This is a genomic window from Streptomyces sp. NPDC044044 (assembly GCF_056434405.1).
Genome location: NZ_JBWKFG010000008.1, coordinates 402,148 through 426,144, shown reverse-complemented (window position 1 = coordinate 426,144; position 23,997 = coordinate 402,148). Strand labels below are relative to the sequence as shown.

Annotated in this window: 20 protein-coding genes; 11 read left to right on the top strand and 9 right to left on the bottom strand. The window is 72.3% G+C overall.

Annotated features, from left to right (window positions below):
• Positions 1–32 precede the first annotated feature (32 nt).
• A complete protein-coding gene (locus AC07AG_RS29955; RefSeq protein ID WP_478759239.1) occupies positions 33–4,220 on the bottom strand; it encodes an acyltransferase domain-containing protein in 4,188 nt (1,395 codons plus the stop codon).
• Positions 4,217–6,049, bottom strand: a complete 1,833-nt coding sequence (locus AC07AG_RS29950) for a fatty acyl-AMP ligase (RefSeq protein ID WP_478759238.1) — start codon at positions 6,047–6,049, stop codon at positions 4,217–4,219. The genes AC07AG_RS29955 and AC07AG_RS29950 overlap by 4 nt, the downstream gene beginning before the upstream one ends.
• 225 nt (positions 6,050–6,274) lie before the next feature.
• Here AC07AG_RS29950 and AC07AG_RS29945 point away from each other — a divergent pair, with 225 nt between their 5' ends.
• On the top strand, positions 6,275–7,726 hold the full coding sequence (locus AC07AG_RS29945; protein ID WP_478759237.1) for an MFS transporter: 1,452 nt from the start codon (positions 6,275–6,277) through the stop codon (positions 7,724–7,726).
• A 7-nt stretch (positions 7,727–7,733) separates the two neighbouring features.
• Here the strand turns inward: AC07AG_RS29945 and AC07AG_RS29940 are convergent, their stop codons facing one another.
• Positions 7,734–8,528 (bottom strand): MerR family transcriptional regulator, encoded by a 795-nt coding sequence (locus tag AC07AG_RS29940; protein ID WP_478759236.1) that lies wholly within the window; start codon positions 8,526–8,528, stop codon positions 7,734–7,736.
• Between the two features lie 122 nt (positions 8,529–8,650).
• Between AC07AG_RS29940 and uvrA the strand changes: the two genes are divergently transcribed.
• Positions 8,651–11,221 carry an excinuclease ABC subunit UvrA gene (gene uvrA, locus AC07AG_RS29935; RefSeq protein ID WP_478759235.1) on the top strand — a complete coding sequence of 857 codons (2,571 nt, stop codon included), beginning with the start codon at positions 8,651–8,653 and terminating at the stop codon, positions 11,219–11,221.
• On the opposite strand, the gene AC07AG_RS29930 is transcribed toward uvrA, so the two are convergent.
• On the bottom strand, positions 11,189–12,580 hold the full coding sequence (locus tag AC07AG_RS29930) for an AMP-binding protein (RefSeq protein WP_478759234.1): 1,392 nt from the start codon (positions 12,578–12,580) through the stop codon (positions 11,189–11,191). The two genes, uvrA and AC07AG_RS29930, sit on opposite strands and share 33 nt — an antisense overlap.
• A 178-nt stretch (positions 12,581–12,758) precedes the next feature.
• Between AC07AG_RS29930 and AC07AG_RS29925 the strand changes: the two genes are divergently transcribed.
• The 5 genes from AC07AG_RS29925 to AC07AG_RS29905 all read left to right on the top strand — a co-directional run bounded on the left by AC07AG_RS29925 (position 12,759) and on the right by AC07AG_RS29905 (position 17,017).
• Complete coding sequence (locus AC07AG_RS29925; RefSeq protein WP_478759233.1) at positions 12,759–14,072, top strand: lipase family protein; 1,314 nt, start codon at positions 12,759–12,761, stop codon at positions 14,070–14,072.
• A 138-nt stretch (positions 14,073–14,210) separates the two neighbouring features.
• Positions 14,211–15,491: a PucR family transcriptional regulator gene (locus tag AC07AG_RS29920; RefSeq protein WP_478759232.1), complete on the top strand. Its 1,281-nt coding sequence runs from the start codon at positions 14,211–14,213 to the stop codon at positions 15,489–15,491.
• Between the two features lie 122 nt (positions 15,492–15,613).
• Positions 15,614–16,249 (top strand): hypothetical protein, encoded by a 636-nt coding sequence (locus AC07AG_RS29915; RefSeq protein WP_478759231.1) that lies wholly within the window; start codon positions 15,614–15,616, stop codon positions 16,247–16,249.
• Positions 16,250–16,254: 5 nt separating this feature from the next.
• Entirely contained in the window at positions 16,255–16,713 is a 459-nt protein-coding gene (locus AC07AG_RS29910) for a hypothetical protein (RefSeq protein ID WP_478759230.1), read from the top strand.
• 112 nt (positions 16,714–16,825) lie between these two features.
• On the top strand, positions 16,826–17,017 hold the full coding sequence (locus tag AC07AG_RS29905) for a DUF5999 family protein (protein WP_478759229.1): 192 nt from the start codon (positions 16,826–16,828) through the stop codon (positions 17,015–17,017).
• Between the two features lie 14 nt (positions 17,018–17,031).
• Here the strand turns inward: AC07AG_RS29905 and AC07AG_RS29900 are convergent, their stop codons facing one another.
• Both AC07AG_RS29900 and AC07AG_RS29895 read right to left on the bottom strand, forming a co-directional pair.
• Positions 17,032–17,646 carry a DUF2867 domain-containing protein gene (locus tag AC07AG_RS29900; protein WP_478759228.1) on the bottom strand — a complete coding sequence of 205 codons (615 nt, stop codon included), beginning with the start codon at positions 17,644–17,646 and terminating at the stop codon, positions 17,032–17,034.
• A complete protein-coding gene (locus AC07AG_RS29895) occupies positions 17,643–18,284 on the bottom strand; it encodes a TetR family transcriptional regulator (RefSeq protein WP_478759227.1) in 642 nt (213 codons plus the stop codon). Before AC07AG_RS29895 ends, AC07AG_RS29900 begins: the two co-directional genes overlap by 4 nt.
• 95 nt (positions 18,285–18,379) lie before the next feature.
• Here AC07AG_RS29895 and AC07AG_RS29890 point away from each other — a divergent pair, with 95 nt between their 5' ends.
• A complete protein-coding gene (locus AC07AG_RS29890) occupies positions 18,380–18,658 on the top strand; it encodes an antibiotic biosynthesis monooxygenase (RefSeq protein WP_361041776.1) in 279 nt (92 codons plus the stop codon).
• A gap of 15 nt (positions 18,659–18,673) precedes the next feature.
• Here AC07AG_RS29890 and AC07AG_RS29885 read toward each other — a convergent pair whose 3' ends face one another.
• Positions 18,674–19,285 carry a TetR/AcrR family transcriptional regulator gene (locus AC07AG_RS29885; protein ID WP_478759226.1) on the bottom strand — a complete coding sequence of 204 codons (612 nt, stop codon included), beginning with the start codon at positions 19,283–19,285 and terminating at the stop codon, positions 18,674–18,676.
• Positions 19,286–19,394: 109 nt separating this feature from the next.
• Between AC07AG_RS29885 and AC07AG_RS29880 the strand changes: the two genes are divergently transcribed.
• Positions 19,395–20,939: a cytochrome P450 gene (locus AC07AG_RS29880; protein WP_478759225.1), complete on the top strand. Its 1,545-nt coding sequence runs from the start codon at positions 19,395–19,397 to the stop codon at positions 20,937–20,939.
• Between the two features lie 90 nt (positions 20,940–21,029).
• Positions 21,030–21,335 (top strand): hypothetical protein, encoded by a 306-nt coding sequence (locus tag AC07AG_RS29875; RefSeq protein ID WP_478759224.1) that lies wholly within the window; start codon positions 21,030–21,032, stop codon positions 21,333–21,335.
• On the opposite strand, the gene AC07AG_RS29870 is transcribed toward AC07AG_RS29875, so the two are convergent.
• Together AC07AG_RS29870 and AC07AG_RS29865 are read right to left on the bottom strand one after the other, a co-directional pair.
• Positions 21,310–21,600, bottom strand: coding sequence for a hypothetical protein (locus AC07AG_RS29870; protein ID WP_478759223.1), 291 nt, complete (start codon positions 21,598–21,600; stop codon positions 21,310–21,312). The two genes, AC07AG_RS29875 and AC07AG_RS29870, sit on opposite strands and share 26 nt — an antisense overlap.
• A 65-nt stretch (positions 21,601–21,665) precedes the next feature.
• Complete coding sequence (locus AC07AG_RS29865) at positions 21,666–22,235, bottom strand: TetR/AcrR family transcriptional regulator (RefSeq protein ID WP_478759394.1); 570 nt, start codon at positions 22,233–22,235, stop codon at positions 21,666–21,668.
• Positions 22,236–22,449: 214 nt separating this feature from the next.
• Between AC07AG_RS29865 and AC07AG_RS29860 the strand changes: the two genes are divergently transcribed.
• Positions 22,450–23,973 (top strand): purine-cytosine permease family protein, encoded by a 1,524-nt coding sequence (locus AC07AG_RS29860; RefSeq protein ID WP_478759222.1) that lies wholly within the window; start codon positions 22,450–22,452, stop codon positions 23,971–23,973.
• The last annotated feature ends 24 nt before the right edge of the window (positions 23,974–23,997 follow it).

Genomic DNA, 23,997 nt, shown 5'->3' with positions numbered 1-23,997 from the left:
GGTGGTCCTCTTCCAGGAGGGGCGGTCAGCGGTCAGGTGGGTCGGACATCGGGCAGGTCACGGGTCAGGTGCTCGGCGAGCGTGTCCACGACCGGGGGGTCGAGCAGGGAGAGGTGGTGCCCCGGCAGTGGCGTGACCGTGAGGTCGGTGCAGTGGGCGTCCCAGCCGAGGCTTGCGTCGTCCCGTTCGTAGCGGGCGTCGCGCACGGTGTGCGGGGCCGGTTCGGTGGCCCGGTAGAGGAGGGTCCGGCCGGTGTACGGGCCGGGGGTGTGGCGTTCACCGCTGCGCAGGTCGAGGGCCGAGGTGCGTTGATGATCGAGGACGGCCCGGGGCAGGTCGACGGCCTGCTCCAGCAGCTTCATGACGAGGGCGATCTGCTCGGCGTCGTCCCTGCGTGCCAGTTCCTCGTAGGGCAGGGAGAGGTGGGTGCGGTACGTGCGGGTGATGTACGCGGCGAAATCGGCGTAGCGGCGGCGGGCTTCCTGCAGTGGGGACAGGCCCGAGGGCGGGGGCAGGGGCAGCACGGAGTCGAGGAGGACCAGGGCCCTGACGTCGCCGTGCCGCGCCAGGAGCCTCGCGGCCTCCTGGGCGAGGAGGCCCCCGTAGGACCAACCACCTACGATCCAGGGCCCATTCGGGCACACCGCACGGATGCGATCCGCGAAGTGCTCCGCGCGGGGCCGGAGTTCCTCCGGAGCGGCCAGCCTGTCGAAGCCGTAGACGGGGCGGGTGCCGGAAAGCCGTTCGGCCAGGCGTGCGTACACCTCCGAGGTGCCGCCCGCGGCATGGGCCAGGAAGAGAGGGGTGCCGCCGCCCGCGTCGGCGAGGACACGAAGAGGCCCCTCGTCCTCCGCCACCGCTCCACTCCTTCCCGGCCGTGAAGGGCGCGGCCCACCCCCGCGGGAAGCCGCGGGGGACGGAGCGAGGGAAACCGCAGGGGACGTCACGAGGGACGTCGCCGGGGACGTCGCGCCCCCGCCCCGCGGACGCCCGGCCGGCTGCCCCTCCGACAGCAGGTCGGCGACCCCCCTCAGCGTCGCCTGCCGCAGCAGCACCCCTGGTTCCACCTCCACGCCGAACTCTCGCTCCACCGCGGTCCGGATGCGTGCCGCGGTGAGCGAGTCGAGGCCCAGGTCGGTGAGGGGGATGTCGGCGTCGATGCGGTCGGGTGTGTAGCCCATGACGTCGGCCACGCAGCCGCGCAGGCGGTCGAGCGATCCAGTGGCGCAGGTCGGGACCGGGGCCGGGGCGTGACGCGGCGTCTCATGCGGGCCGGGCTCCTCCCCCGCCCAGAAGCGGCGATGGCGCCAGCGCGGTGGAGGGATGTCGACGATGCGCGCCCCTGGATGCAGGCGCTCGCGAGGCTCGGGGAGCCCACCCGCCCCGCGTACGAGCAGTGAGGCCAGGGAGGTACGGAAGGTGAGCGCGTCGTCGGTGTCGCGGCGCAGGGTCGGCAGGATCAGCGAACCGTCGGCGTCCGCGTCCCGCAGCGTCTCGGTCAGCGGATGCAATTGCGTGGGATGCGGGGCCACTTCGACGAACACACGGTGGCCGTCGTCCGCGGCGGCACGCACCGCCTGACGGAAGCGGACGGGTCGCCGCAGATTGGCCGCCCAGTAGTCGACGTCGCAGGGCGCGGGGTCGCGCGGATCGGCAAGGACCGTGGAGTAGCGGCGGCAGCCGGGCCGTGTGTGCCGCACGGCGCCGAGCTCCCGGGCGAACTCGGCGAGCAGCGGGTCGACATCGGGCGAGTGCCCCGCGCCGGTGACGCGCAGGGAACGCGCGAAGCCGCCCTCCCTGGTGACATGGTCGACGAGCGAGCGCACATCGTCGGTGGAGCCGGTGACCACGCTCTGCGCGGGGGACGCGTGGACGGCGACCTGAAGCGTGCGGAAGTCGGCGGCCAGGGCCTCGATGTGCTCGCCGGGGCGGTCCACCACGGCCATGGCGCCGCCCGTGAGCCCGGCGAGGAGCCGCGAACGTACTGCGACGACCCGCGCCCCGGTGGCCTCGTCGAGGGCGCCGCAGGCGACGGCCGCGGCGATCTCCCCCATGGAGTGGCCGATCACGGCCGCGGGCTCGAAGCCGTACGACGTCCACAGCGCGGCGAGGGCGACCTGCATCCCGTAGAGGGCGGGCATGACGACGGCGGGCGAGGTCAGATCGGCGCCGGGATCCATGCAGTCCCGCAGGGAGATGCCCGCCTGGTCGTGCAGCAGCGGCTCGAGACGGTCGACGGCTGCTGCGAACTCGGGCTCTGTGGCGAGGAGTTCACGGCCCATTCCGGCCCACTGCGACCCGTACCCGGAGAACACCCACACCGCCCCCGCACCACCCGCGGACACGGGCGCCCCGACCACCACCCGCCCATCGGGCTCCCGCCCGGCAAGACGGGCCAGCACCGTGGCCATCTCCTCCCGGCCCCGCGCGACGACCGCCGCCCTGTGGCGGCCCCGTCCCACGCGGCCCGCCAGTGTCCGGGCCAGGTCCGCAGGGTGGACGGAGCGGCTTTCCGGCCCTGCCAGCCACTGGGCCAACTCACCCGCGTACGCGCGTACGCGGTCCTCGGTGACCCCGTCGAGCAGGGCGACGGCAGGCCCGGTGGACGCGGGGCGTGCGCGGCGCGGCGCGCGGTGCTCGGCCAGGACCACGTGGGCGTTCGTGCCCCCGAAGCCGAACGCCGAGACTCCCGCCCGTGCGGTGCCCGAGTAGCGGGGCCACGGCTCGGGGCCGGTGACGACGCGCAGGCCGAGTGCGTCGAGGTCGGCGTGCGGGCCCGGCGCGGTGAAGTGCAGATGGGACGGGATCTCGTCGTGATGCAGGGACAGGACCGTCTTGATGAGCCCCGCGATGCCCGCCGCCGCTTCCAGGTGGCCGATGTTCGTCTTCACCGAGCCGATGAGCAGCGGCTGGTCGGCGGCCCGCCCGCGCCCCGGGCCGAGCGCGGCCGAGAGCGCGGACGCCTCGACGGGGTCGCCCAGCGCTGTGCCCGTGCCGTGCGCCTCGACGTAGTCCACGGTCTCGGGCCCCGTCGCATGGCACTGCTCCAGGAGCGCGCGCTGGGCCTGAGCGCTCGGCGCCGTGAGGCCGTTCGAGCGGCCGTCCGAGTTGACGCCGGTCGACTCGATGACCGCGAGGACGCGGTCGCCGTCGCGCTCCGCGTCCGCTAGGCGCTTGAGGACGACGACGCCGCAGCCCTCGCCGCGCACCATGCCGTCGGCCGCCGCGTCGAAGGCCTTGCACCTGCCGTCGGCGGCCAGTGCACCCGCCCGCTGGAAGCCGAGGGTCACCGCGGGGGAAAGGAGCAGGTTCACCCCGGCGGCGAGCGCCATGTCGCTCTCCGCCGTGCCGAGACTGCGGACCGCGTGGTGCACGGCGACGAGCGAGGAGGAGCACGCCGTGTCGACGGCCATGCTCGGGCCGCGCAGGTCCAGGAGGTAGGAGAGGCGGTTCGCGGCGATGCTCAGGGCCGCGCCCGGTGAGGTCCAGGCGCCGATCGACTCCGGGTCCGCGGTGGTGAGATGGGCGTACTCGTTGCCGCTGATGCCCACGAAGACTCCGGTACGGGTGCCCGCGAGGGACGGCGTGGGCAGCGCCGCGTGGTCGACGGCCTCGCGGACGACCTCGAGCAGCATGCGCTGCTGCGGGTCCATGGCGGTGGCCTCGTCCGCGCCGATGCCGAAGAACTCGGCGTCGAAGCCGGCCACGCCGTCGATGTCCCCGTCCGCGAGGAACCCGCCGTGCCTGCTGATGTCGTCCGGCAGGCTCTTCCCGTCCCGCAGGAAGGGCGCCCAGCGGTCGTCGCCGACGGTTCCCACGGCGTCGCGGCCCTCGCTCAGGAGCCGCCAGTACGCGGCGGGCGAGGTGGCTCCGCCGGGCAGCCGACAGCCGATGCCGATGACCGCGACCGGCGCATCGCCCTCCGCAGAAGGGGTGTTGGGGGCATCCACCTGTGACGGCGAACCGCCGTCCTCCGGTTCGCCGCGCGCCACCCGCTGCGCGAGCGCGCCGATCGTCGACGCCTCCCAAAGCAGCGTCGCGGGCAGCCGGGTGCCCACGAGGTCGCCGAGACGTGCCGTGAGGACGACCGCGTCGCGGGAGGTCAGCCCCAGCTCCGCCAGCGGACGGTCGTCGGCGATCTCCTCGGCGGCGAGGCCGTACCAGGCGCTCAGGCTCTCGACGATCTCGGCCCGGATCTCCGCGCGGCCCACGTCCCTCATCGTGTGCCCTCCGCGCCGCCCCGGCCCCCCTCGCCGAAGGCGCCGAGCAGGTAGCGCGCCCGGCCCGCGGCTCTGGCGACCTTGCCGCTGCTCGTCCTCGGCAGCGAGCCCGGCGGGATGAGGAGGAGTTCGGCGAGGCGCAGTCCGTGCCGGGCCGAGACGGCGGCCGTGGCGGTGCGCAGGGCGGCGAGCAGGTCCTGTTCGGTGGGCCGCGCACCCCGCCGGTGCTCGGCGACCACGACCAGGACGTCGGTCTCCGTACCCGTCCAGGGCACGCGGAACGCGGCGAGCCGGTCGCGGCGTACGAGATCGACGGCCGACTGCACGGTCTCCTCGATGTCCTGGGGGTAGTGGTTGCGGCCGTCCACGATGATCAGGTCCTTGAGCCGACCGGTGACGTACAGCCTGCCTTCGTGGAGGGCGCCGAGATCCCCCGTGCGCAGCCATCCCGCCTCGCCGTCGTGCGCTGTGGCATCGGGTGGACGGAAGCCGAACACCTCCTCGGAGAGCCCGTTGCGTTTCCAGTAGCAGAGGCCGATGTTGGGCCCGCGCAGCTGGATCTCGCCGACCTCGCCCGGATCCAGGGCCGCGCCGGTCGACGGGTCGGCGATGCGCAGCTCCTGCCCTGCCGGGGTGCCGCAGGCGACCAGGTGTGTCGCTTCCAGAGCCGTCGACTCCCGTAAGTCGAGCCGTCCTTCGGACAGGGCGAGCGGGTCGCACGCGAGGACCGTGGGGGGTTCGGCGAAGGTGTCGGTCGTCACGAACACGGTGGCCTCGGCGAGGCCGTACGCCGGGCAGTGGGCCGCGGGTGCAAGGCCCGCGTCGGCGAACGCGTCGCGGAAGCGGTCGACGGTGCCGGGGCGGACGGGCTCGCTGCCGTTGATGAGGACCTTGACGCGGTCGAGGCGCAGCTCGGCGGCCTCCTCCCTGTCGACCCTGCTCGCGCAGTAGTCGTACGCGAAGTTGGGGGCCGCGCTGATCGTGCCGGGATAGGCGGCGAGCAGCCGCAGCCAGCGCACCGGGTGCTCCAGGAAGGCCACCGGGTCCATGAGGACCGAGGGGAAACCGCCGACGACGGGCGCTGCCACGCTCAGGACGAGGCCCATGTCGTGGAAGAGCGGAAGCCAGCCGACGGTCGTGCTGCTCGCCGCGTCGGCCGCGAAGGCCTCGATGGCCTGGCGGGCGTTGGCCACCACGTTGGCGTGGCTGATCACGACGCCCGCGGGGCTGCGCGTGGAGCCGGAGGTGTACTGGAGGTAGGCGATGTCGTCCGGTTCGATGCGTGCCGGAAGGGCGCTCGCGGGCGTCGCGCCCGGCCCGTCCACGCCTGCCCTGTCCACGCTTGCCCGGTCCACCGGAACCACCGGCACGGACGGCAGCCCCTGCGCGGCCATGAAGCGCTCGACCCCGGCGGCGGTGCCCGAGTCGGCCAGTACGCACGCGGGCTCGCAGTCGGCGAGTACGGCGGACAACCTTCCCTCATGGCCAGGGAGTTCGGGACTGAAGAGCGGCACCGCGATCACGCCCGCGTAGAGGCAGCCGAGGAACGCCGCCGTGTAGTCGAGGCCCTGCGGGAGCAGCAGGGCCGCCCGCTCACCGGGGCCCGCGACCGCGGCGATCCTCGCGGCGACCGCGCGGGCGCGGACGTCGAGACCCTGCCAGCCGAGGGTGTGGTGCAGGCCGGGCGAGGAGGGCTCGGGGAATTCCACGTAGGTGAAGGCGCGTTGGTGCGGGCGACGCTCGGCCCAGTACGCCAAATGGTCGGTCAGCAGCGGGCCTTCGGGCGGCTGGAGAGGCTGCGGGGACGGTGGGGACTGCGGGCTGAACATGGCGGCTCCAACTGGACAGCGCGGGGACCGGGACGAGCGGTGCACCAGGTTCCGCCCGGATGTGACCCATGAGTAAGACGGGTTGCTGACAGATCGTCTGACACGCTCTGTCACTCGATTGATAAGCCATGGCCCTGGATTCGGCGCCATGGGCAGCAGCGGCGACCTGTCGGCGCCCCGGAGAATCCGGCAGCGGAACCGCATCGCGACCGAGGGGAGCCGCACGTGGGCCGGGGCAGGCTGACCGCGCTTCTGGCGATGCTCGCCCTGGCCGGTTTCATCACGACGCTGGACAACACCGTCATCAATGTCGCCCTGCCCACGGTCCAGCGTGAACTGGGCCTGACCGTCACCGACTTGGAGTGGGTGGCCACCAGCTACGTTCTGAGCTTCGGATCGCTCCTGCCGGCCGGGGGCAGGCTCACGGATCTGCTCGGCCGAAGGCTGGTCCTCGCGGCGGGGATCGTCGTCTTCACCGCGGCCTCGCTCGCGGCCGCCCTCGCCGACAGCGGCGGGACGCTCATCGCGGCGCGCACGGTGCAGGGCGTGGGTGCGGCGCTCGTCATCCCCGCCTCGCTCGCGGTGGTCGCCGCCGATCTGCCCGCCCGCAGGCGCGCCATGGCGGTCGGCCTGTGGACGGCGGCGCTCGCGGTCGCGCTGGCGCTGGGTCCCGTGGTGGGCGGGTTCGTCACCGAACGTTGGGACTGGAGCTGGGTGTTCCTGCTCAACGTCCCCTTCGGCATCATTGCCCTGCTCCTGGTGCCCGCGGTCCCGCGGGCCGTCGATCGCGTACGGCACGGCCTGCTGCCGCTCCTCGACCTGCCGGGCGTCGCACTGTCCACGACCTCGCTCTTCCTCCTCACGTACGGCCTGGTCAGGGGCGGGGAGCACAGTTTCAGCACGCCGCCCGTGCCGCTCTGCCTCTGGCTTTCGCTGGCCACCGGGATCGCGTTCCTCGTCGTCGAGTCCCGGACCTTTCTGCCGCTGGTGGATCTGCGACTGCTGCGCAACCGTTCACTGAGCGGCGGTGCTGCGGCTCAGGTGCTGTGGGGCATCGGGGTCAACGGCGTGTTCTTCTTCACCGCGCTCTATCTCCAGCGCGTGCTCGGCTTCTCACCCACCAAGGCGGGTCTCGCCTTCCTGCCGCTGGCCGGTGCGCTGCTCGTGACGACGCCGTTCGCCGAGCGTGCGGCGAAGGCGGTGGGGGCGCACTGGTCCATCGCCGGGGGTCTCGTCCTCGTCGCGGGCGGGCTCGTGTGGGTGTCGGGGACGGGGCTGCACGCGCAGTACTGGGATCTGCAGCCGGGGCTGCTCCTGATCGGCGCGGGCTCCGCCCTGACCACTCCGCTGACCGTACGTTCCGTCGCCGACGTCCCCGCGACGCGCACCGGCATGGCTTCGGGGCTCGTCAGCGCGGCCCGCGAGATCTCCGGGGTGTTCGGGGTCGTCCTGGTCGGCGTGGTCCTGACCCGTACGGAGCGCACGGCACTGCGGGGCGGCGCCGATCCGCGCAGCGCCTTCCTCGACGGCTACGACACCGGACTTCAACTGGCCGCGCTCTGCGTCCTGTTGGGCGCCGTCGTCACCGCCGTCACCCTGCGGCGTCCGGCCCGGCACCGGCGTCCGGGGACGCCGACCGGGGTCAAGCGGATGACCCGCCGCCCGGTGCGCCAGTGACGTACTCCTACGGGGCCGGTGCGTCCGTGACGTATTCCTGCGGGTCCGGTGCGTCCGTGACGTACTGATGAAGCCGGCCGGACGCCGCCAGCATGGCGGTCGCGCGCGCGGTGACGCCCGCGAGGCGCTGCGCGATGGCCGCCCGGAGCGCGTCGGGGCTGCCCGTCTCGCGCAGGCCGTCGAGGACGGCGTGGATCTGGGGCAGGGGGTAGTGGCCCTGCCGGAGGATGCTGACGATGCGGGCGTCGCGTACGTCGGCGGGGCTGAACCAGCGGTAGTGAGTGACCGGTTCGCGCTGGGGCGCCAGGAGGCCCGCCGACTCCCACACCCGCAGCGCCGAGGTGCGCACACCGAGGCGGGCGGCCACCTCGCCGATGCGCAGGCGCGGTGGTGTGGCGGGCGGCGAGGAGGTCTGCGGGGCATCGTCCGGGGGGGTGTCCGGCGCGTTGTCAGGGGTCTCCTTCGCGACGGCTTCGAGCGCCTCGCCCGCCGCCCGGAGGGAGAGCCGCTGTTCGTGCAGCGCCGCGTGCCCGGCGTCGACGAGGGTGAGCGCCAGCGGCACGTCGCCCGCGTGGACGGCCCGCATGATCGCCTGGGCGGTGTCGAGGCCGTAACCCGGGAGGAGCGCGCGATAGGTGAGCAGGGCGTCGCGGTGGCGGGTGCCGAACCTGCGGTATCCGGCGGGCGTGCGCGGGGTGGGCGGCAGGATGCCCGCGTCGGCGTAGTTGCGGATCTGCTGGGCGGAGACACCGGCCGCACGGGCCAGATCGACGGGACGAAGTGCCGTCTCGGCTCGACTCATGAAGGACCTCTCCCGACTGCTGCTCAACACCCGAGTTGAAGGTTATCCGCTCAGAGGCCCAGCCCTTGAGGCACTTCTCGCGCAAAAGTCTCAACAAGGACTTCAATGGAACACTCGAAGCCATGGATGCCAGCACCGCAACCACCGATTCGATCCGCATCAAGGGCGCGCGCCTTCACAACCTCAAGAACGTCTCGCTCGCCATCCCCAAGAACCAACTCGTCGTCCTGACCGGCCTCTCCGGCTCCGGCAAGTCGACGATCGCCTTCGACACCCTGCACCGGGAAGGTCAGCGGCAGTATCTGGAGTCGCTCGGCCTGGTCACCACCTTCGTCAGCAAGCCCGCGGTCGACTCGATCACCGGCCTCTCGCCGTCGATCAGCGTCGACCAGCATCTGACCAACCGCAGCCCCCGGTCGACGGTCGGCACGGTCACCGAGGTCTTCACGTATTTGCGTCTGCTGTGGGCGCGCATCGGGCACCGCCCGTGTCCGGCATGCGGGCAGGACGTCCCGCCCGCGTACCGCGTGAGCGGCGACGAGCTCTGGGACGACGAGCCGTCAGGCACCGAGCCCGCCGACGGCGCGTCGCCGGACGACGAACAGCCCGCACTCCCCTGCCCGCACTGCGGGACGTCGGTCCCGGGCATGGTGATGGGGACCTTCTCCTTCAACAAACCCGCCGGTGCCTGCGTGACCTGCACCGGCATCGGCACCGTCTTCCAGGCCGATGTGAAGCGCCTGGTCGACGACACCCTGAGCGTCGCGGGCGGCGCCGTGCTCGGCTGGCTCCCCGTCCTGACCGCACGCAACATCCCGATCCTGCGCGCCGCCGGTGAGCACTACGGCTTCACTTTCGACGCGGACACACCCGTACGTGAACTGGGCGCACCCCAAAGGGACTTGCTTCTTCACGGCGTGCAGAGCGAGCAGTTCCGCCGCCACTTCCCCGATGCCGCACCGCCGTCGACGGTCGCCCGCGGCCGCTTCGAGGGCGTGGTCACGAACATGCTGCGGCGCTACGCCGAGCGCATCGACGACGCCGCCTACCGCGAGAAGGCGGAGAAGTTCCTCGTCAACGACGTCTGCCCGGACTGCGAAGGCACCCGTCTGCGTCCGGAGTCCCGACGGGTCACCGTCGCCGGGCTGACCATCGTCGACGCGTCACGCCTGCCCCTCGACGAGCTCGCCGGGTGGATCGACGGACTGCGGGCGCATGTCACGGATGGCGAGGCGTGGCAGGTCACCGAGCCGATCGTGGACGATCTGCGCGAGCGCGTGCGCCGCCTCGTCGACGTCGGCGTCGGCTATCTCACCCTGGAGCGTGCCACGCCCGGCCTGTCGGCGGGCGAGACCCAGCGCCTTCGCCTGTCCGCGCTGCTCGGTTCGGGACTCACCGGTGTGCTGTACGTCCTGGACGAACCGACCATCGGCCTGCACCCCGCGGACACCGCCCGCCTGGTCGACGTCCTGCGCCGCCTGCGCGACCTGGGCAACACGGTCCTGGTCATCGAGCACGACCTCGATGTGCTGCGCGCGGCCGATCACGTCGTCGACGTCGGCCCCGGAGCGGGCCGCGACGGCGGGCAGATCGTGGCCGCCGGTTCGCCGGACGAAGTGGCGGCCACCACCGGTTCGGTCACCGGCGACCATCTGTCCGGGCGCCTCGCGATGCCGCTTCCCGCGCTGCGGGCGCCCGCGTCCGGTGCCGAGCTGGTCATCCGCGGGGCACGGGCGCACAACCTGAAGAACGTCACGGCGCGACTGCCGCTGGGGCGGCTCGTCGCGGTGAGCGGACCCTCGGGTTCGGGCAAGTCGTCGCTGGTGCTCGACATCCTGGGGCGTGCGGCACGGCAGCGCTTCCACGGTGCGAACGACGCTCCGGGCGCCCATGACGGCATCGAGGGCTGGGAGCACATCGACAAGGTCGTGACCATCGACCAGCAGGCGATCAGCCGGGTGCCGCGGTCGAACGCGGCGACGTACTCGGACGCCTTCACGCCGATCCGCGAGGCGTTCGCCGCGAGCCCCGACGCACGTCAACGGGGTCTCACCGCAGGGCACTTCTCCTTCAACGTGGCGGGTGGCCGCTGCGAACGGTGCACGGGCGCGGGTGTGCTGACGGTGCAGATGCACTTCCTGCCCGATGTGGAGGTGCGCTGCCCGGCCTGCCGAGGCCGTCGCTTCAGGCCCGATGTGCTGGCCGCGCTGTACGGCGGTCACGACATCGCGCAGGTCCTCGGCATGACCGTCGACGAGGCGCTGACGGTCTTCGCCGCCGTGCCGGGGGCGGCGACGCGGCTCCAGCGGATGTCCGACGTCGGCCTCGGGTACCTCCAGCTGGGCCAGCCTGCCACCACCCTCTCCGGCGGCGAGGCACAACGCGTCAAGCTCGCGAAGGAGTTGGGCCGCCGGGCCACGGGGCGCACCCTGTACCTCCTGGACGAGCCCACGACCGGCCTGCACGCCGCCGACACGGCGCGCCTGCTCGGCGTCCTGCAGCGCCTGGTCGACGCGGGCAACACCGTCATCACCATCGAGCACAACCTCGACGTCGTCCGCGCCGCGGACTGGGTCGTCGACCTGGGCCCCGAAGGCGGCGCGGCGGGCGGCGAGATCGTGGCGGAGGGCACGCCGAAGGAGATCGCGCGGGCCAGCGCGTCACGGACGGGGGCGTTCCTGGACGGGGTGTGACGCGAGGCCCCGGGTGCCGCCGGTGTTGCTCATGTCGCTGACGTCGCCGATGACGGTCGCGTAGCCGTCCGGCCCCAGTACCGCGAGAGTGCCCGTACGCAGCCACCCGCCCGGCAGCAGCCGCCGCGCCGTCGCCGCAGGGTCGCCCCAGTAGCCCGCGCACACCTGCGGCCCCCGCACCAGGAGTTCACCGGCGCACCCCGGCGGCAGCTCGACCTCCGGGGCGCCCTCCTGACCGATGCGGACCTCGGTGCCGGGCAGGGGCAGGCCGGACGTGCCGGGGCGGGCATTGGCCCCGCGCGGGTTGGCGAGGACGGCGCCGGAGGCTTCCGGCACGCCGTAGCCCTCGACGAGCACCGCGTCGACGGAGCCGCGGATCCGGTCGGCGGTCCCGGCGTCCAGCGTCTCGGTCAGCCAGGTCCGCACGGTGCCGAGGGCCTCCAACTCGTGGGCGGGGCGCTGGAGGAGGCCTCGACAGTCTGCGGGTTCGGCCGCCAGGAGGGTCGCCTTCCGGCGGCGTGCCGTGCGCAGGAGTGCTTGCGGGTCGGGATCCGGCAGGAGGGCGGTACGCGCGCCGGTGAGCAGTGGGGCGGTCAGCCCGAACAGCAGCCCGTGCGGGCGCCACAGGGGCGTGACGGCCAGTGCGGTCTCCTGGCCACCACACAACTGCGGGTGCCATACGGCCAGTTGATGGGCCGCCGCGACCAGGTTCGCGTGGGTGAGCATCGCCGCGGGCCCCTCAGGGGCGACGTACGCGAGGACGGCCAGATCACCCGGCTCAGGCCCGGTGCCGCCCGCCTCAGGCCCGGCGCCGCCCGGCTCGGGCCCGCCACCGCCCGACTGGGACCGGACGACCCGCTTCGTCCGGACCGGCTTCCGTATACGGCCGCGCCCCGGCCACTGCCCGCCCACCGGCACGCTGACGACGTCCCGTACCCACGTGTCACCACGCACCGCGTCGAGCCGCTCCCCCGCGGAGTCGGCGGCAAGGACCAATACCGCGCCCGAGTCGGCCAGTTGATGCCTCAGCACCTGCGGGGAAGCCCCGGGATCGACGGCCACCACGACGGCCCCGAGCCGCAGCACCGCATGCCACGCCACCGCGAACCACGAGCAGTTGGGCAGGACGAGCGCCACCCGGTCGCCGCGCCGGACACCCAGCGTCCGCAGCCTTTCGGCGCATGCGCCCACTGCGCGGTGCAACCCCCGGAAGCCGGACCGGCCGCCGTGTCGCCGGGCCGCCGTGTCGAGCAGGTCGGGGAGCGTGACGTCGGGGACCCGCAGACGGTGCGGCACCCCGGCGGCGTAGAAACGGAGCCAAGGTCGTGGGTCCTGGGCCGTCACCTGTGGCTCGGTCATGACCTGATCGTGGCGCAGGAGGGCGGGTCGTCACTTGTGCCCCACGCACAGTTCCGGCGCGACGGGCTGTGGTTCCACTGACTATCAAGGCCTGGTTACTGCTCCGTAACTTCACAGCGTGCACAGCGACCCCCCTCGAACGCCCCATCGAGGGCCCCCTCGAACCGAAGGAGCACCCGTGCGCAGGCCAAGAGCGAAACGGAAGAAGAGGCTGCTCGCGCTGACCGCGGCCGTCGCCCTTGCGGGTCTGGGCCTCGGCGTGCCGACCCTGACCGCGGGCGCCGCCGCGACCCCGGACGCGACGGCGGCGTGCGACGCCCCGGACGAGCGGATCTACCAGGTGCCCGGCGGCGTGCCGAGCGACCCCGGCAGCGTCATCGCCTGCCGGGCCACCGAACTCCCCCACGTGCCCGGCGACATCCCGATGCGCGCCTGGAAGGTCCAGTACAGCTCGAAGGACAACGCGGGCAAGGCGGTCGCGGTATCCGGCACCGTCGCCGTGCCCGACGCGGAGTGGAAGGGACGCGGCAGCCGACCCGTCGTGGCCTTCAACCCCGGGACGCTGGGGCTCGGTTCGCAGTGCGCGTTCTCCAAGCAGCTCGCGGGCGCGTTCCAGGACGAGTACGAGGGCGAGAACATCGCGGCGCTCCTGAAGGCCGGATACGCCGTCGCCGCCACGGACGGCGCCGGCTATCTCGACGGCCAGACCCATCCGTACGTCTCCGGCGCCGACGCCGGTCACGCACTCCTCGACATCGCGCGCACCGCTCCCGAGATCCCCGGCAGCGGCCTCGACCCGAGGACGAAGGTCGGCCTGTGGGGCTACTCCGAAGGCGGTGCGGCCAGCCTGTGGGCGGCGCAGCTCGCGGCTTCGTACGCTCCTGAGCTCGACGTCGCCGGGGACGCGTCCGGCGGTGTGCCGGGCGATCTGAAGGTGGTCGCCAAGGCGCTCAACGGCAGCCCGTTCGCGGGTTTCATGGTCGACGCCGTGCTCGGCCTGTCCTCCGCGTACCCCCGGATGCCGTTCGACGAGCTCATGAACGGCCAGGGCGAGGAGACCCTCAAGAAGGCCAGGTCGCACTGTCTGGCCGGTACGATCTCGACCCTCGCCGGCCAGAAGATCGAGGACAACACCAAGGACCGGCTGAGCTTCGAACAGCTCTACGCGCTCAAGGGCACGGACGGCAGGACGTGGGGCGAGGTCGTCGACGCGCAGAAGCTCGGCGTCGGCATCGGCCGGGCGGGCTCCGGCGCCACGTACGAGATCGACTTCCCCGTCCTTCAGTACCGCGGTGCGCTGGAGGAAGTCATCCCGGTCGAGACCGAGGACGCGACGCGCAAGGCGTACTGCGAGGCGAACATCACCACCCAGTGGAAGGTGTATCCGGGTGAGCACCTGACGACTGATCAACTGGCGAAGGACGACGCGGTCAAGTGGCTCGGCGACCGCTTCGATGGCAAGCCGGAGTTCGGCAACTGCCTGCTTCCGTGACCGAGTTCGCACGCGCTGCCTCTTGTCACCCGGGTGACGAGAGGCAGCATCATGTCTGTCCGTCCTTGACGGGCCGCCACGCATCCCCGGCGGTATCTTCACCAAACCTTTGTCCCCCGCGCGCAGAGGGAGCACGCCATGGTGAACGGTTCGGCACTGCCCCCCGGCACACCCCCGGCAGGCGCACCCGCGTCCGCGGGCACCCCGGCAGAGGAGTCGTACGCCGCGTTCAGAGCCTTCCCCTCGGGCCTCCACGATCACGTGAGACCGTTTCTCGACGACATCACATCGGAGGTGGTGCGGGCCATCCGCACGGAGATACCGGAGTACGCACGCCCGACCGACGACACGTACATGCACGTCGTGAACCGGGGTGTGGAGCAGGCCCTTGAGGGGTTCCTGGCCCGGATGGCACACCCGGACACCGACTGGGAGTCGGTGAAGGCCACGTACCAGAACATCGGCAGGGGCGAGGCGGACGAGGGCCGCAGCCTCGACTCCTTCCAGTCGGCGCTGCGCCTGGGCGCGCGCGTCACCTGGCGCCGGGTCAACGCCCTGGTCGACGCCGACCTGCTGCCCCGGCACGTCCTCGCGGCCTTCGGCGAGGCGCTGTTCCTGCACCTGGACGAGATGGCCGCGGCGACGACCGCGGGCTACACCGAGGCCAGGCTGCACGCGGCGGGCGAGCTGCAGCAGCGCCGGGCCCGCCTCATCGACCTGCTGACCGCCGATCCTCCCGCTTCGGCGGAGGCCATCGCCGATCTCGCGCAGACCGCCCAGTGGCCCATCCCGCGCGAGGTGGCCGTCGTCGTCATCGACCACGCCCTCACCCCGGAGACCATCAGGCCCATCGTGCCTCCGGAGTTCCTCGCGCGCTTCTCCGAACAGCCCGGCTGCATCGTGGTGCCCGACCCGGAGGGCCCGGGGCGGGCCCGCTCGATCGCCGCCGCGCTGCAGGGCCTGCGCGCGGTGATCGGTCCCACGGTCGCGCTGCACGAGGGCGCGCGCTCGCTGCGCTGGGCCCTTGACGCCCTTGAGCTGTCCCGGCGCGGCATCCTGCCCCGCGCGGGCCTGCTGCACTGCGCCGACCATCTCGCGACGCTGGTGCTCTTCCACGACGAGGCGCTGATCGACGCGCTCGCGCAGCGGCATCTGCTGCCGCTCAAGGAGGTGCGCTCGCCGCAGCGGGAGCGCCTCGCCGAGACCCTCCTGTGCTGGCTGCGGTGCGGGCACAACGCGAGCGAGGTGGCCACGCGCCTCGCCGTGCACCCGCAGACGGTCCGCTACCGCCTGCGGCAGCTGGACGAGGTGTTCGGTGACCGGCTGCACGATCCGGTGGCGCAGTTCGAGATGCAGTTGGCGCTGCACGCGCTGAGCCTGCGGCCGCCTGCCGCCGGTGAGGCGGCCGCGGTGCGGTGAGGCGGCGTTTCGCCGCGCGTCGGGCACGTCACCCGTACGCGCCGCGAGCGTGGCAGCCCGCGGCCGTTATCGAGCCGTAATGTCCCCTTCGCCCCAACTCCCAGGCGAAGGAGAGTCCTTACGTGCGTGCCCGTCTCATGGCCGCTTCCGCCCCACCCGCCGTACCCGTCCTCCCGACCACGAAGCGGACCCCCCGGATCCCCCAGCGGATCCTCCCCCGCCTCGTGGTCCTCTTCCTGCTCCCCCTGCTCACCACCCTCAGCGGCACCCTGCTCGCCCCGGCCCACGCCCACGCGGACGCGCTGGTGCAGCACGCGCCGTCCGCCACCAGGCTGCTGGCGCCGCCGCCCGCGCCCGACGAGCCGTGCACCAGCAAGGACGCCGCTGTCTGCCTGATCCGGCAGATGAGCCCGGAGGAGCGCGAGCGGGCGCGCGAGGTGCGGCTGAGCTACCACCGGCTGCTGGACACCATGGAGCGCGTGGCGGACCGTATGCACGAGGAGGGCCGCTCCGACGAGGAGATCGCCCGCGTCCTCGTCGACATGCGCAACGAGGCCAAGGACATCACCCGCGCCGGGATGTCCCCCGAAGCGGTACAGGCCTTGGAGGAGCGGAACATGAAGAAGTACGGCAACCCGCTGGGCCCGACCGCGGACCAGCAGTTCGCCAAGTACGGCAGCTGGGCGAAGGTCATCGAGGCGGCGACCCGCACCAGCGCGGCCGTCGACCAGGAACTCGGCATCCCGCCGCGCGTCTGACCTCCATGCTGCTTCAGGATTACGACCGCCACGGCCGGACGTGGGACCTGGATCCCCGAACGGGTCTCCTCTCCCCCGCGTCCGGCCGCTGCCACGGCTTCGTCACCGCGGGCGGGGAGGCGGCAGCGGCGCTGTACGCCGACCCGTCCGACGGCGAACCGGTCCTCTGGCTGCAGTACGGCCAATGCCGCTGGGACTGCGCCACAGTGACGGTTCATCAGGCGCCTGGGCCGGACGGAACCCGACGCTTCACGGTCGACGGCGCTCGGGGGACGGTCCTCGAACTCCTTTACCCCGCACCGGATCCCGGCCCCTTCGACCCGACGTACGACTGGATCGACGCGGAGGCGGACGACTTCTTCCTCTGGGCGGCGGGCCGCCTGACGGACCCTGACGCCACGTCACGTACCACACTCCTGGCGCACTTCCGGGCCGGTTTCCTCCCTGCCCGAGGTGACAAGTAGCCTCTCCGAACGATGAGTTGGCGGCTCCTGCGGAGTCTTCACTCACGCAAGGAGAAACCGAGACAAGACCGGGCCGCGCACAAGGTTCGCGACCCTCACCCGGAGGTACACCATGTGCGCCCACCAGCCCTCGTGCCCGCCCGCCGACAGCCCCGACCACCTCGCGGCCCGCATCACATCGGCCCACCCTGAACAGGGCTGGAGCCTGCTGTGCAACGGCACCATCGTCTTCGACGACACCGGCGAACTACTGCCGGACGGACGGGTGGTGGCGGTGACGCGGCCGCCGGCGATGGCGGCCTGAGCTCGGCGCCCGCCTCACGGCTGGGGCGCAGGCACCGGCGGCCGTCCCTCGTCGCCCTGCTTTCGCCACGCGCGCTCGATGACACGCATCAGCGCGGGGTACACGATCAGGTACCGGAACGGCTTGATGGCGGCCATGTAGGCAGCGCCGAACCAGCCGTTCGGCTTCACCAGGACCGCCATCTGCCCGCGGTACCCGCCGGATCCGTCCGGGACCCAGCTCAGGTGCATGACCGTGTGCACGGTCTTGTTGGCCAGCTCCGCCGCCCACTCGTCCTTGAGCAAGTACAGCGAAGCGAAGGGGAAGTCGGCGGACTCCGGCCCCTTCGGGGCGGCCCGCAGGTCGTCCGGCATCCGGTCCTTCAGCGAGGGGACGCGCGCGCCTATCCCGGCGTTCGGGCGGTCGAGGCGGAGCACGGCACCGATCTTCCACCGGGCGGCCCAGAGGAAGCGGACGATCAGCGGCGCGCCCTCGGGAAAGTCTCCGCCGACGGTCTGTGACACCAGCCTGGGGAGTTCGTCGGGGCCGCCCGGCGTGGGCAGCGCCCAGACGTCCTCCACCTGGAAGTCGGGGGCGAGTTCGTGGATCCGCCAGGGGCGTGACGTGTGCGCGGTCTTCGGCAGCTTCATTCCTGGACCTCCGTGACGGTGTAGGCCTCGGGCGGCAGGCCCAGCAGGCCCCGTACCGCCCTCTCGACCAGTTCGACGTCGTGCGGGACGTGCCCGGCGAGGCTGCTCACCAGGCCTTCGAGGGTGCCGATGTAGGCGAGCGCGACCTCACGGGGAGGTGGCCCGGGTGGGATCGCACCGCTCTCCTGTGCGGCGGCGATCCGGTCGGCGCATCCAGTGGCGAGCCGGTCGACGACTCCGGCGAGCGCCCGGCCGACCGCGTGGTCTTGACCGGAGAACTCGACCGACAGCGCCCGCATCACGCGGGCCACGTCACGGCGGCAGTAGACGGCGTGGCCCCGCGCCATCACGAGCAGCGCATCGACGGGGTCGGTCTCCTCGGCGGCCGGCCCGCCGACCTCGGCGTTCCAGGTCTCCTCGACCCACTCCACCACGGCCAGCGCCAGGTCTTCCTTGTTGGCGAACAGGTGGTACAGGGCGCCCCGGGTGTAGCCCGCGTCGGCGGCCACCCGCTCCAGAGCCACGTTTCCGTACCCGTACGTGGAGAACCCGCGCGCGGCCGACTCCAGCAGGGCGCTCCTGGTCCGGGCGCGCCGGTCCGCCTGCTTCTCGCGAACACCCTCAGGCCGTGCTGTCATCGCCACGCCATCCTGTTTCACATACAGACATGTATGTAGGTTACTTTGAGGCTGCGCAGCACCGCAATACGAGCCGATCTCACAAGGAGAGCCTCATGAAGGTGGGCATGGTCGCGAACCACTATCCGCACGCCGCGTATCAGGAGGAGTTCATCGCGCGCGTCCACCGGGTCGCCGAGGAGTTCCGGCGGACGGCGGGATGCCTCTCGGCCGACTGCTGGGTGTCCGACGACGCGGTGGTCTCGATCGTCCAATGGGAGTCCGAGGACGCCTTCGCGGCGTCGTTCGCCGCCGTCAAGGCGGCCGGGCTCGATCTCGACCACGACGAGCGCGAGTCACGCCCCCGCGAGATCCGCCGGCTCACCGCCGCCTGACCCCGAGGGGACACCTCAGGGCGCGATCGCGCCGAGCAGCGCCCTCGCGCACAGGTCACGCACCTGTGCGCGGGGCAGCAGCTCCGGCTCCTCGAGCCACTCCAGGCAGACGGTCACCATGAAGGCGAGCCAGCCGCGCACGGCCAGGCGCAGCGTGGGCAGGTCGTGGGTGGTGGCCGCCGTCTCGGGGTCCGCGGCCAGGGCTTCCAGGATCTGGTCCTCGTGGGCCGCCAGGCCTTCGCGGTAGATCCTGCGGACCGTGGCGTCGCCCGTCTCCTCCGCACGGTGGAAGGCGCGGAAGCCCTCGGCGTGCGATTCGACGTACGCGAGAAACGTGTCGAGGCCCGTGCCGATCTGGTCGCGGACCGGCACTCCGGGCACGGCCGCCGTCAGGCGCAGCATGCGATGGCTCTCGCGCTGCACCACGGCGGCAAAGAAATCGCTCTTGGTCGGGAAGTAGTGGTACAGCAGTCCGCGTGAGACGCCCGCGATCTCGGCCACCCGCTCGACCCACACGTCGTCGTACGGATTCTGCGCGAAGAGCCGCGCCCCTGCCGAGAGAAGCTGCTCCCTGCGCTCCTCGGTGCTGAGTCTGCGGCGCGTGCGCTCCTGCGGGTTCGCGACCATGTGAGCACCTTACTTGACGTGGATTCAACAGCGGGACCAGACTGGAAGGCCTTATTGAATCCGCGTACAACAGGCTCAACGGGTCTGCGGCACAAGGGAGATGGCACACATGGCGCAGGTGTCGCAGACATCGCAGGTGGCGGAGGGTGCTGGGTCGGCTGGGGGCTCTGGGACGGCCGGGGCTGCTGGGGCTGCGGAACCTTCTGGGCCCCCTCAGTCCTCTGAGCCCCCGAGGGGATTCCGCAGCGCCGAGCTCGCGTGGCCGCGCCTCGATCTCATCCCCCATCCGCCGCGCCGCCTGCCCCTGATCGGTGACGTCCTCGGCGCCCACGTCCGTACGCCCGTGCAGGACTCGATGCGCATCGGCAGCAGCCTGGGGCCCATCTTCCGCCGCAAGGCCTTCGGCAAGGAGATCGTCTTCGTCTGGGGCGCCGAGCTCGCGGCCGAGCTGGCCGACGAGTCGAGGTTCGCCAAGCATGTGGGCCTGGGCGTCGCCAATCTGCGGCCGGTGGCCGGCGACGGCCTGTTCACCGCGTACAACCACGAGCCCAACTGGCAGCTGGCGCACGACATCCTCGCGCCCGGCTTCAGCCGCGACGCGATGGCGGGCTACCACCCGCTGATGCTGGACGTCGCCCGGCAGTTGACCGACCGCTGGGACGCGCGGGAGTCGGCGGGCCGGTCCGTGGACGTGCCCGGAGACATGACGAAGCTGACCCTGGAGACGATCGCCCGCACCGGCTTCGGGCACGACTTCGGCTCCTTCGAGCGGTCCAGGCCGCACCCCTTCGTGACGGCCATGGTCGGCACGCTCTCCTACGCCCAGCGCCGCAACGTCGTGCCGCCCGCGCTCGCCCCGCTGCTCCTGCGCGGCGCGACCCGGCGCAACGCCGCCGACATGGCCTACCTCAATCGCACCGTCGACGACGTGGTCGCGGCCCGCCGCGCCGCATCGGGGCCGGGCGACGGCGACCTTCTCGACCGGATGCTGGAGGTCGCCCACCCCGACACCGGCGAGCGGCTCTCCGCCGAGAACATCCGCCGACAGGTCATCACCTTCCTGGTCGCCGGGCACGAGACGACCTCGGGCGCCCTGTCGTTCGCGCTGCACTATCTCGCGCGCTCCCCCGAGGTCCTGGCCCGTGCGCAGGCGGAGGTCGACGCGGTCTGGGGCGACGCGGAGGAACCCGCGTACGAGCAGGTCGCCAAGCTCCGTTATCTGCGCCGCGTCCTCGACGAGTCGCTGCGGCTGTGGCCGACAGCGCCCGGCTTCTCCCGCCAGGCCCTGCACGACACCACCATCGGCGGCACCCATCCGGTCCGCGCGGGCGGCTGGGCGCTCGTCCTTGCCACGCTGCTGCACCGCGACCCGGCGGCGTGGGGCGAGCGGCCCGAGGAGTTCGATCCCGACCGGTTCGCCCCCGCGGCGGTGCGTGCGCGGCCCGCCCATGTCTTCAAGCCGTTCGGCACGGGCGCGCGGGCCTGCATCGGCCGTCAGTTCGCGCTGCACGAGGCGACGTTGGTCCTCGGTCTGCTCCTGCGCCGCTACGACCTGCACGCCGACCCCGGCTACCGCCTGCGGGTCGCCGAGCGCCTCACCCTCATGCCCGAAGGCCTCACCCTGCGGCTCACCCGCCGCGCCGCGGCCGCGTAGGGACGCGATTGTCAGACCCGTGCGCAAGAGTGGAGGGTCCACCGGTGCGAACCACCGGGCCTTCCGACGCCGCACAGAGGAGCTCTCGACATGACCGGCACGCCGACCCCCGAACTGGCCGCCGCCCAGGCCTGCTTGCGGCTGCTGCACACCGCACGCGCCGCACTGTCCGGCCCTTCACCGGCCGCGGCGGCCTCGCTGCTCGCAGGACCCATGGCGGAGGCGGACGAGGCGCTGCGCCGCGCAGGCCTGACGGGCAACGAGGCCGAGCTCCTGAACAGGATCTACGACCTCGGGCCCGACCACCCCGCCCCCCGGGCGCACACCGGTCCCCGGGAGTGCCCCGATCCCCGGGAGTCCCCCGCTTCGGCTAGTTCGGCTCCGTCGCTTCCTTAGGCTGAATGGACTCCTCGGGTGCCGTCGATGCCTTCGGCTTCCAGGTGAACTTGTCGCCGCCCACCCAGCGCACCAGATCCGGGTCGTCCACGTCGTGCACGACGACACCCGCCTGAGCGGCCACCTCCAGGACATCGACGAGTTCCCTGGCCTCGCCGACCACCTCGCCGTCGAGCTCCACGATGCGGAAGGGCGGTCGGCCGGGGTTGACGCCAAGGACCGTGATCCGAGGGTTCGCCATATAGAGATGCGCGCTTTCGGTCATGTCTGGAGGCTTCCACGCTCCGGCTCCGTCATGACCATCACGACCTGCCCGTTCGGCCGCTCGGGCTACGGACCGGTCGCCTCGGGGCGCCCGACGAGCCGCTCGGCCGCCGAGCGCGCCGAGGTGAGTGCGCCCTTGCGGTCGGCGCCGCGCTGCCCCAGGACGACACGGGTGCTCAGGCCGTCGAGGAGTGCGAGCAGTTCACCGGCGCGGCCCGCGGCGTCGTCCACCGCGAAGGCTTCCTGAGCCGTGCCCTGGGTGAGCAGGGCCTCCAGATCGGCCTGCCAGCCGCGGTCGAGGTCGTCCTGGGCCGCGCGGAGCGGTTCCTTCGCACCGGCACGCGCCCACAGCTCGATCCAGAGCATCCAGCGGGGGTCGCGCGGCCCCTTGGGCAGGTACATCCGCAGGAACCGGTCGAGCTTGCGGGCGGGGGCCGCACGCCCCGCGAGCAGCGCGCGGCGCTCCTCGGTGAGCGCGGCCTCGCTCCAGCTCAGCGCTTCCAGGAGAAGCCGGTCCTTGCTGCCGAAGTAGTACAGGATGTGGCCGCCGCTGGTGCCGAGACGCTCGGCGAGCGCGGACATGGTGAGCGCGGCGAGGCCGTTCTCGGCGATCGCCGTCATCGCCTCCTCCAGCATCCGGTCCCGCGCGACCTGCCCGTCCCGCCGTCTTGCCACGCCTGCTCCCGTTCCGGTCCCCGCTTCCTGCTCCACCCGCCGACCTTATCCCCGGTGTCCGCGGCTGATTTCCCGCAGGGTCTTGACGGCTCCCCGGCCCGTGGCGCATTTTGAATGCCGTTCTAGGTCATAGAACGGCATTCAAAGTCTGGGTGCCGGAGAGTGAGGTGCTCGCATGGCACGACAGGCCGCGGATTCCGCCGGGACAGCAGCCGGAACGACAGCCGGGGCGACAGCGGGACCGGCAGCAGGGACGACCACCGGGCTCGGCACGGGCGTCACCAGCGACGAGGTGTTCCGGGTCGAGACCCACGGCATCGACCCGATCCCGGACGAGGACCGGCACGGGAGCGCCAAGGATCTGTTCTGGCTCTGGTTCGGCTCCAATCTGACCTTCACCTACGTCATCAACGGCGCCCTCGCCGTCAGCTTCGGCCTCAGCTTCTGGCAGGCCACCGCCGTGGTCGTGATCGGCGGGCTCTTCTTCTTCGCCATCAGCGCGGCAGGCCTGAGCGGCATCCGCACCGGGACCGCGACCCTGGTCATCTCCCGTGCCGCCTTCGGCGTCCTCGGGAACTTCCCCGCCGGACTGCTCAACTGGGTGGTCTCCATCGGCTACACCATCGTCAACACCGTGGTCGGCACGCTCGCCCTCGAAGCGCTCTTCACCGACCTCGGCTGGACGGGCGGCGGCGACGCGGCACGCGCCCTCGCCCTGACGGTGACCCTCGCGATGACCTTCGCGGTGGCGATGTGGGGGCACGCCACCGTGCAACTCGCCGAGCGCTGGATGGCGTACGTGCTCGCCGCGGGCTTCGGGGTGCTCCTCGTCCTCGTGCTGCCCGACGCCGACTTCGGTGCGGCATCGGGCGGTGGCGCCGGATTCTCCGGCTGGACGCTCGCGTTCGTGGTGATGCTCGCGGGGCCGTTCTCGTACCTGCCGATGCCCGCCGACTACACGCGCTATCTGCCCCGGGACACCTCGCTGCGCTCGATCACCGTCACCGGCGCGCTCGGCGGTCTGGTCTCGTCCGTGGCGCTCGGTGTCGCGGGCGTCGCGGCCGCCACGCAGACCGACATGACGGACGCGGTCGCAGGGGTGGAGGGGCTGCTTCCGGGCTGGTTCCAGGCGGTGTTCCTGCTGCTCGTGCTCGGCGGCTCGGTCACCAACTCGATCCTCACGCTCTACTCCTCGAGCCTCAACCTCCAGGTGCTCGGCATCCCCTGGAGCCGCGCGAAGGCCATCGTCATCAGCGTCGCCGTGACGGCGCTCGGCTCGCTCGGCGCGCTGTTCCTGACCGACTTCACCGAGTCGCTGCTCAGCTTCCTCTCGCTCCTGATCATCGTGTTCGCGCCGTGGGGCGGGGTGTTCCTCGCCGACATGCTGCTGCGCCGCTGCCGGTACGACACCGGGGCTCTGCACACGACCGGGCGCGACGGCGCCTACTGGTACCGGGCCGGATTCCGCCCCGCCGGGATGGCCGCCCTCGTCGCCGGGATGGCCTTCGCCGCGCTGACCTGCGCCTCGGAGCTGTGGACGGGGCCGCTGGTGGCGCCGCTCGGCGGCGGTGACCTCACCTTGCTCGGCTCGGTCGTCGCCGCTCTCACGTACTGGGCGCTCGCCCGCCGCAGCGTGCCCGCTTCCCTGCCCACCTCCGAATCCGCCTCCGCATCCACCTCCACCTCCACCTCCACCTGAGGCATCCGCCGCCCACCCAAGAAA

Coding starts and splice junctions, on each gene's coding strand:
- AC07AG_RS29955 (WP_478759239.1), bottom strand. CDS start 4,220: ATGAGGGACGTGGGCCGCGCGGAGATCCGGGCCGAGATCGTCGAGAGC.
- AC07AG_RS29950 (WP_478759238.1), bottom strand. CDS start 6,049: ATGTTCAGCCCGCAGTCCCCACCGTCCCCGCAGCCTCTCCAGCCGCCC.
- AC07AG_RS29940 (WP_478759236.1), bottom strand. CDS start 8,528: ATGAGTCGAGCCGAGACGGCACTTCGTCCCGTCGATCTGGCCCGTGCG.
- uvrA (WP_478759235.1), top strand. CDS start 8,651: ATGGATGCCAGCACCGCAACCACCGATTCGATCCGCATCAAGGGCGCG.
- AC07AG_RS29930 (WP_478759234.1), bottom strand. CDS start 12,580: ATGACCGAGCCACAGGTGACGGCCCAGGACCCACGACCTTGGCTCCGT.
- AC07AG_RS29920 (WP_478759232.1), top strand. CDS start 14,211: ATGGTGAACGGTTCGGCACTGCCCCCCGGCACACCCCCGGCAGGCGCA.
- AC07AG_RS29910 (WP_478759230.1), top strand. CDS start 16,255: ATGCTGCTTCAGGATTACGACCGCCACGGCCGGACGTGGGACCTGGAT.
- AC07AG_RS29905 (WP_478759229.1), top strand. CDS start 16,826: ATGTGCGCCCACCAGCCCTCGTGCCCGCCCGCCGACAGCCCCGACCAC.
- AC07AG_RS29900 (WP_478759228.1), bottom strand. CDS start 17,646: ATGAAGCTGCCGAAGACCGCGCACACGTCACGCCCCTGGCGGATCCAC.
- AC07AG_RS29895 (WP_478759227.1), bottom strand. CDS start 18,284: ATGACAGCACGGCCTGAGGGTGTTCGCGAGAAGCAGGCGGACCGGCGC.
- AC07AG_RS29890 (WP_361041776.1), top strand. CDS start 18,380: ATGAAGGTGGGCATGGTCGCGAACCACTATCCGCACGCCGCGTATCAG.
- AC07AG_RS29885 (WP_478759226.1), bottom strand. CDS start 19,285: ATGGTCGCGAACCCGCAGGAGCGCACGCGCCGCAGACTCAGCACCGAG.
- AC07AG_RS29880 (WP_478759225.1), top strand. CDS start 19,395: ATGGCGCAGGTGTCGCAGACATCGCAGGTGGCGGAGGGTGCTGGGTCG.
- AC07AG_RS29875 (WP_478759224.1), top strand. CDS start 21,030: ATGACCGGCACGCCGACCCCCGAACTGGCCGCCGCCCAGGCCTGCTTG.
- AC07AG_RS29870 (WP_478759223.1), bottom strand. CDS start 21,600: ATGACCGAAAGCGCGCATCTCTATATGGCGAACCCTCGGATCACGGTC.
- AC07AG_RS29865 (WP_478759394.1), bottom strand. CDS start 22,235: ATGCTGGAGGAGGCGATGACGGCGATCGCCGAGAACGGCCTCGCCGCG.
- AC07AG_RS29860 (WP_478759222.1), top strand. CDS start 22,450: ATGGCACGACAGGCCGCGGATTCCGCCGGGACAGCAGCCGGAACGACA.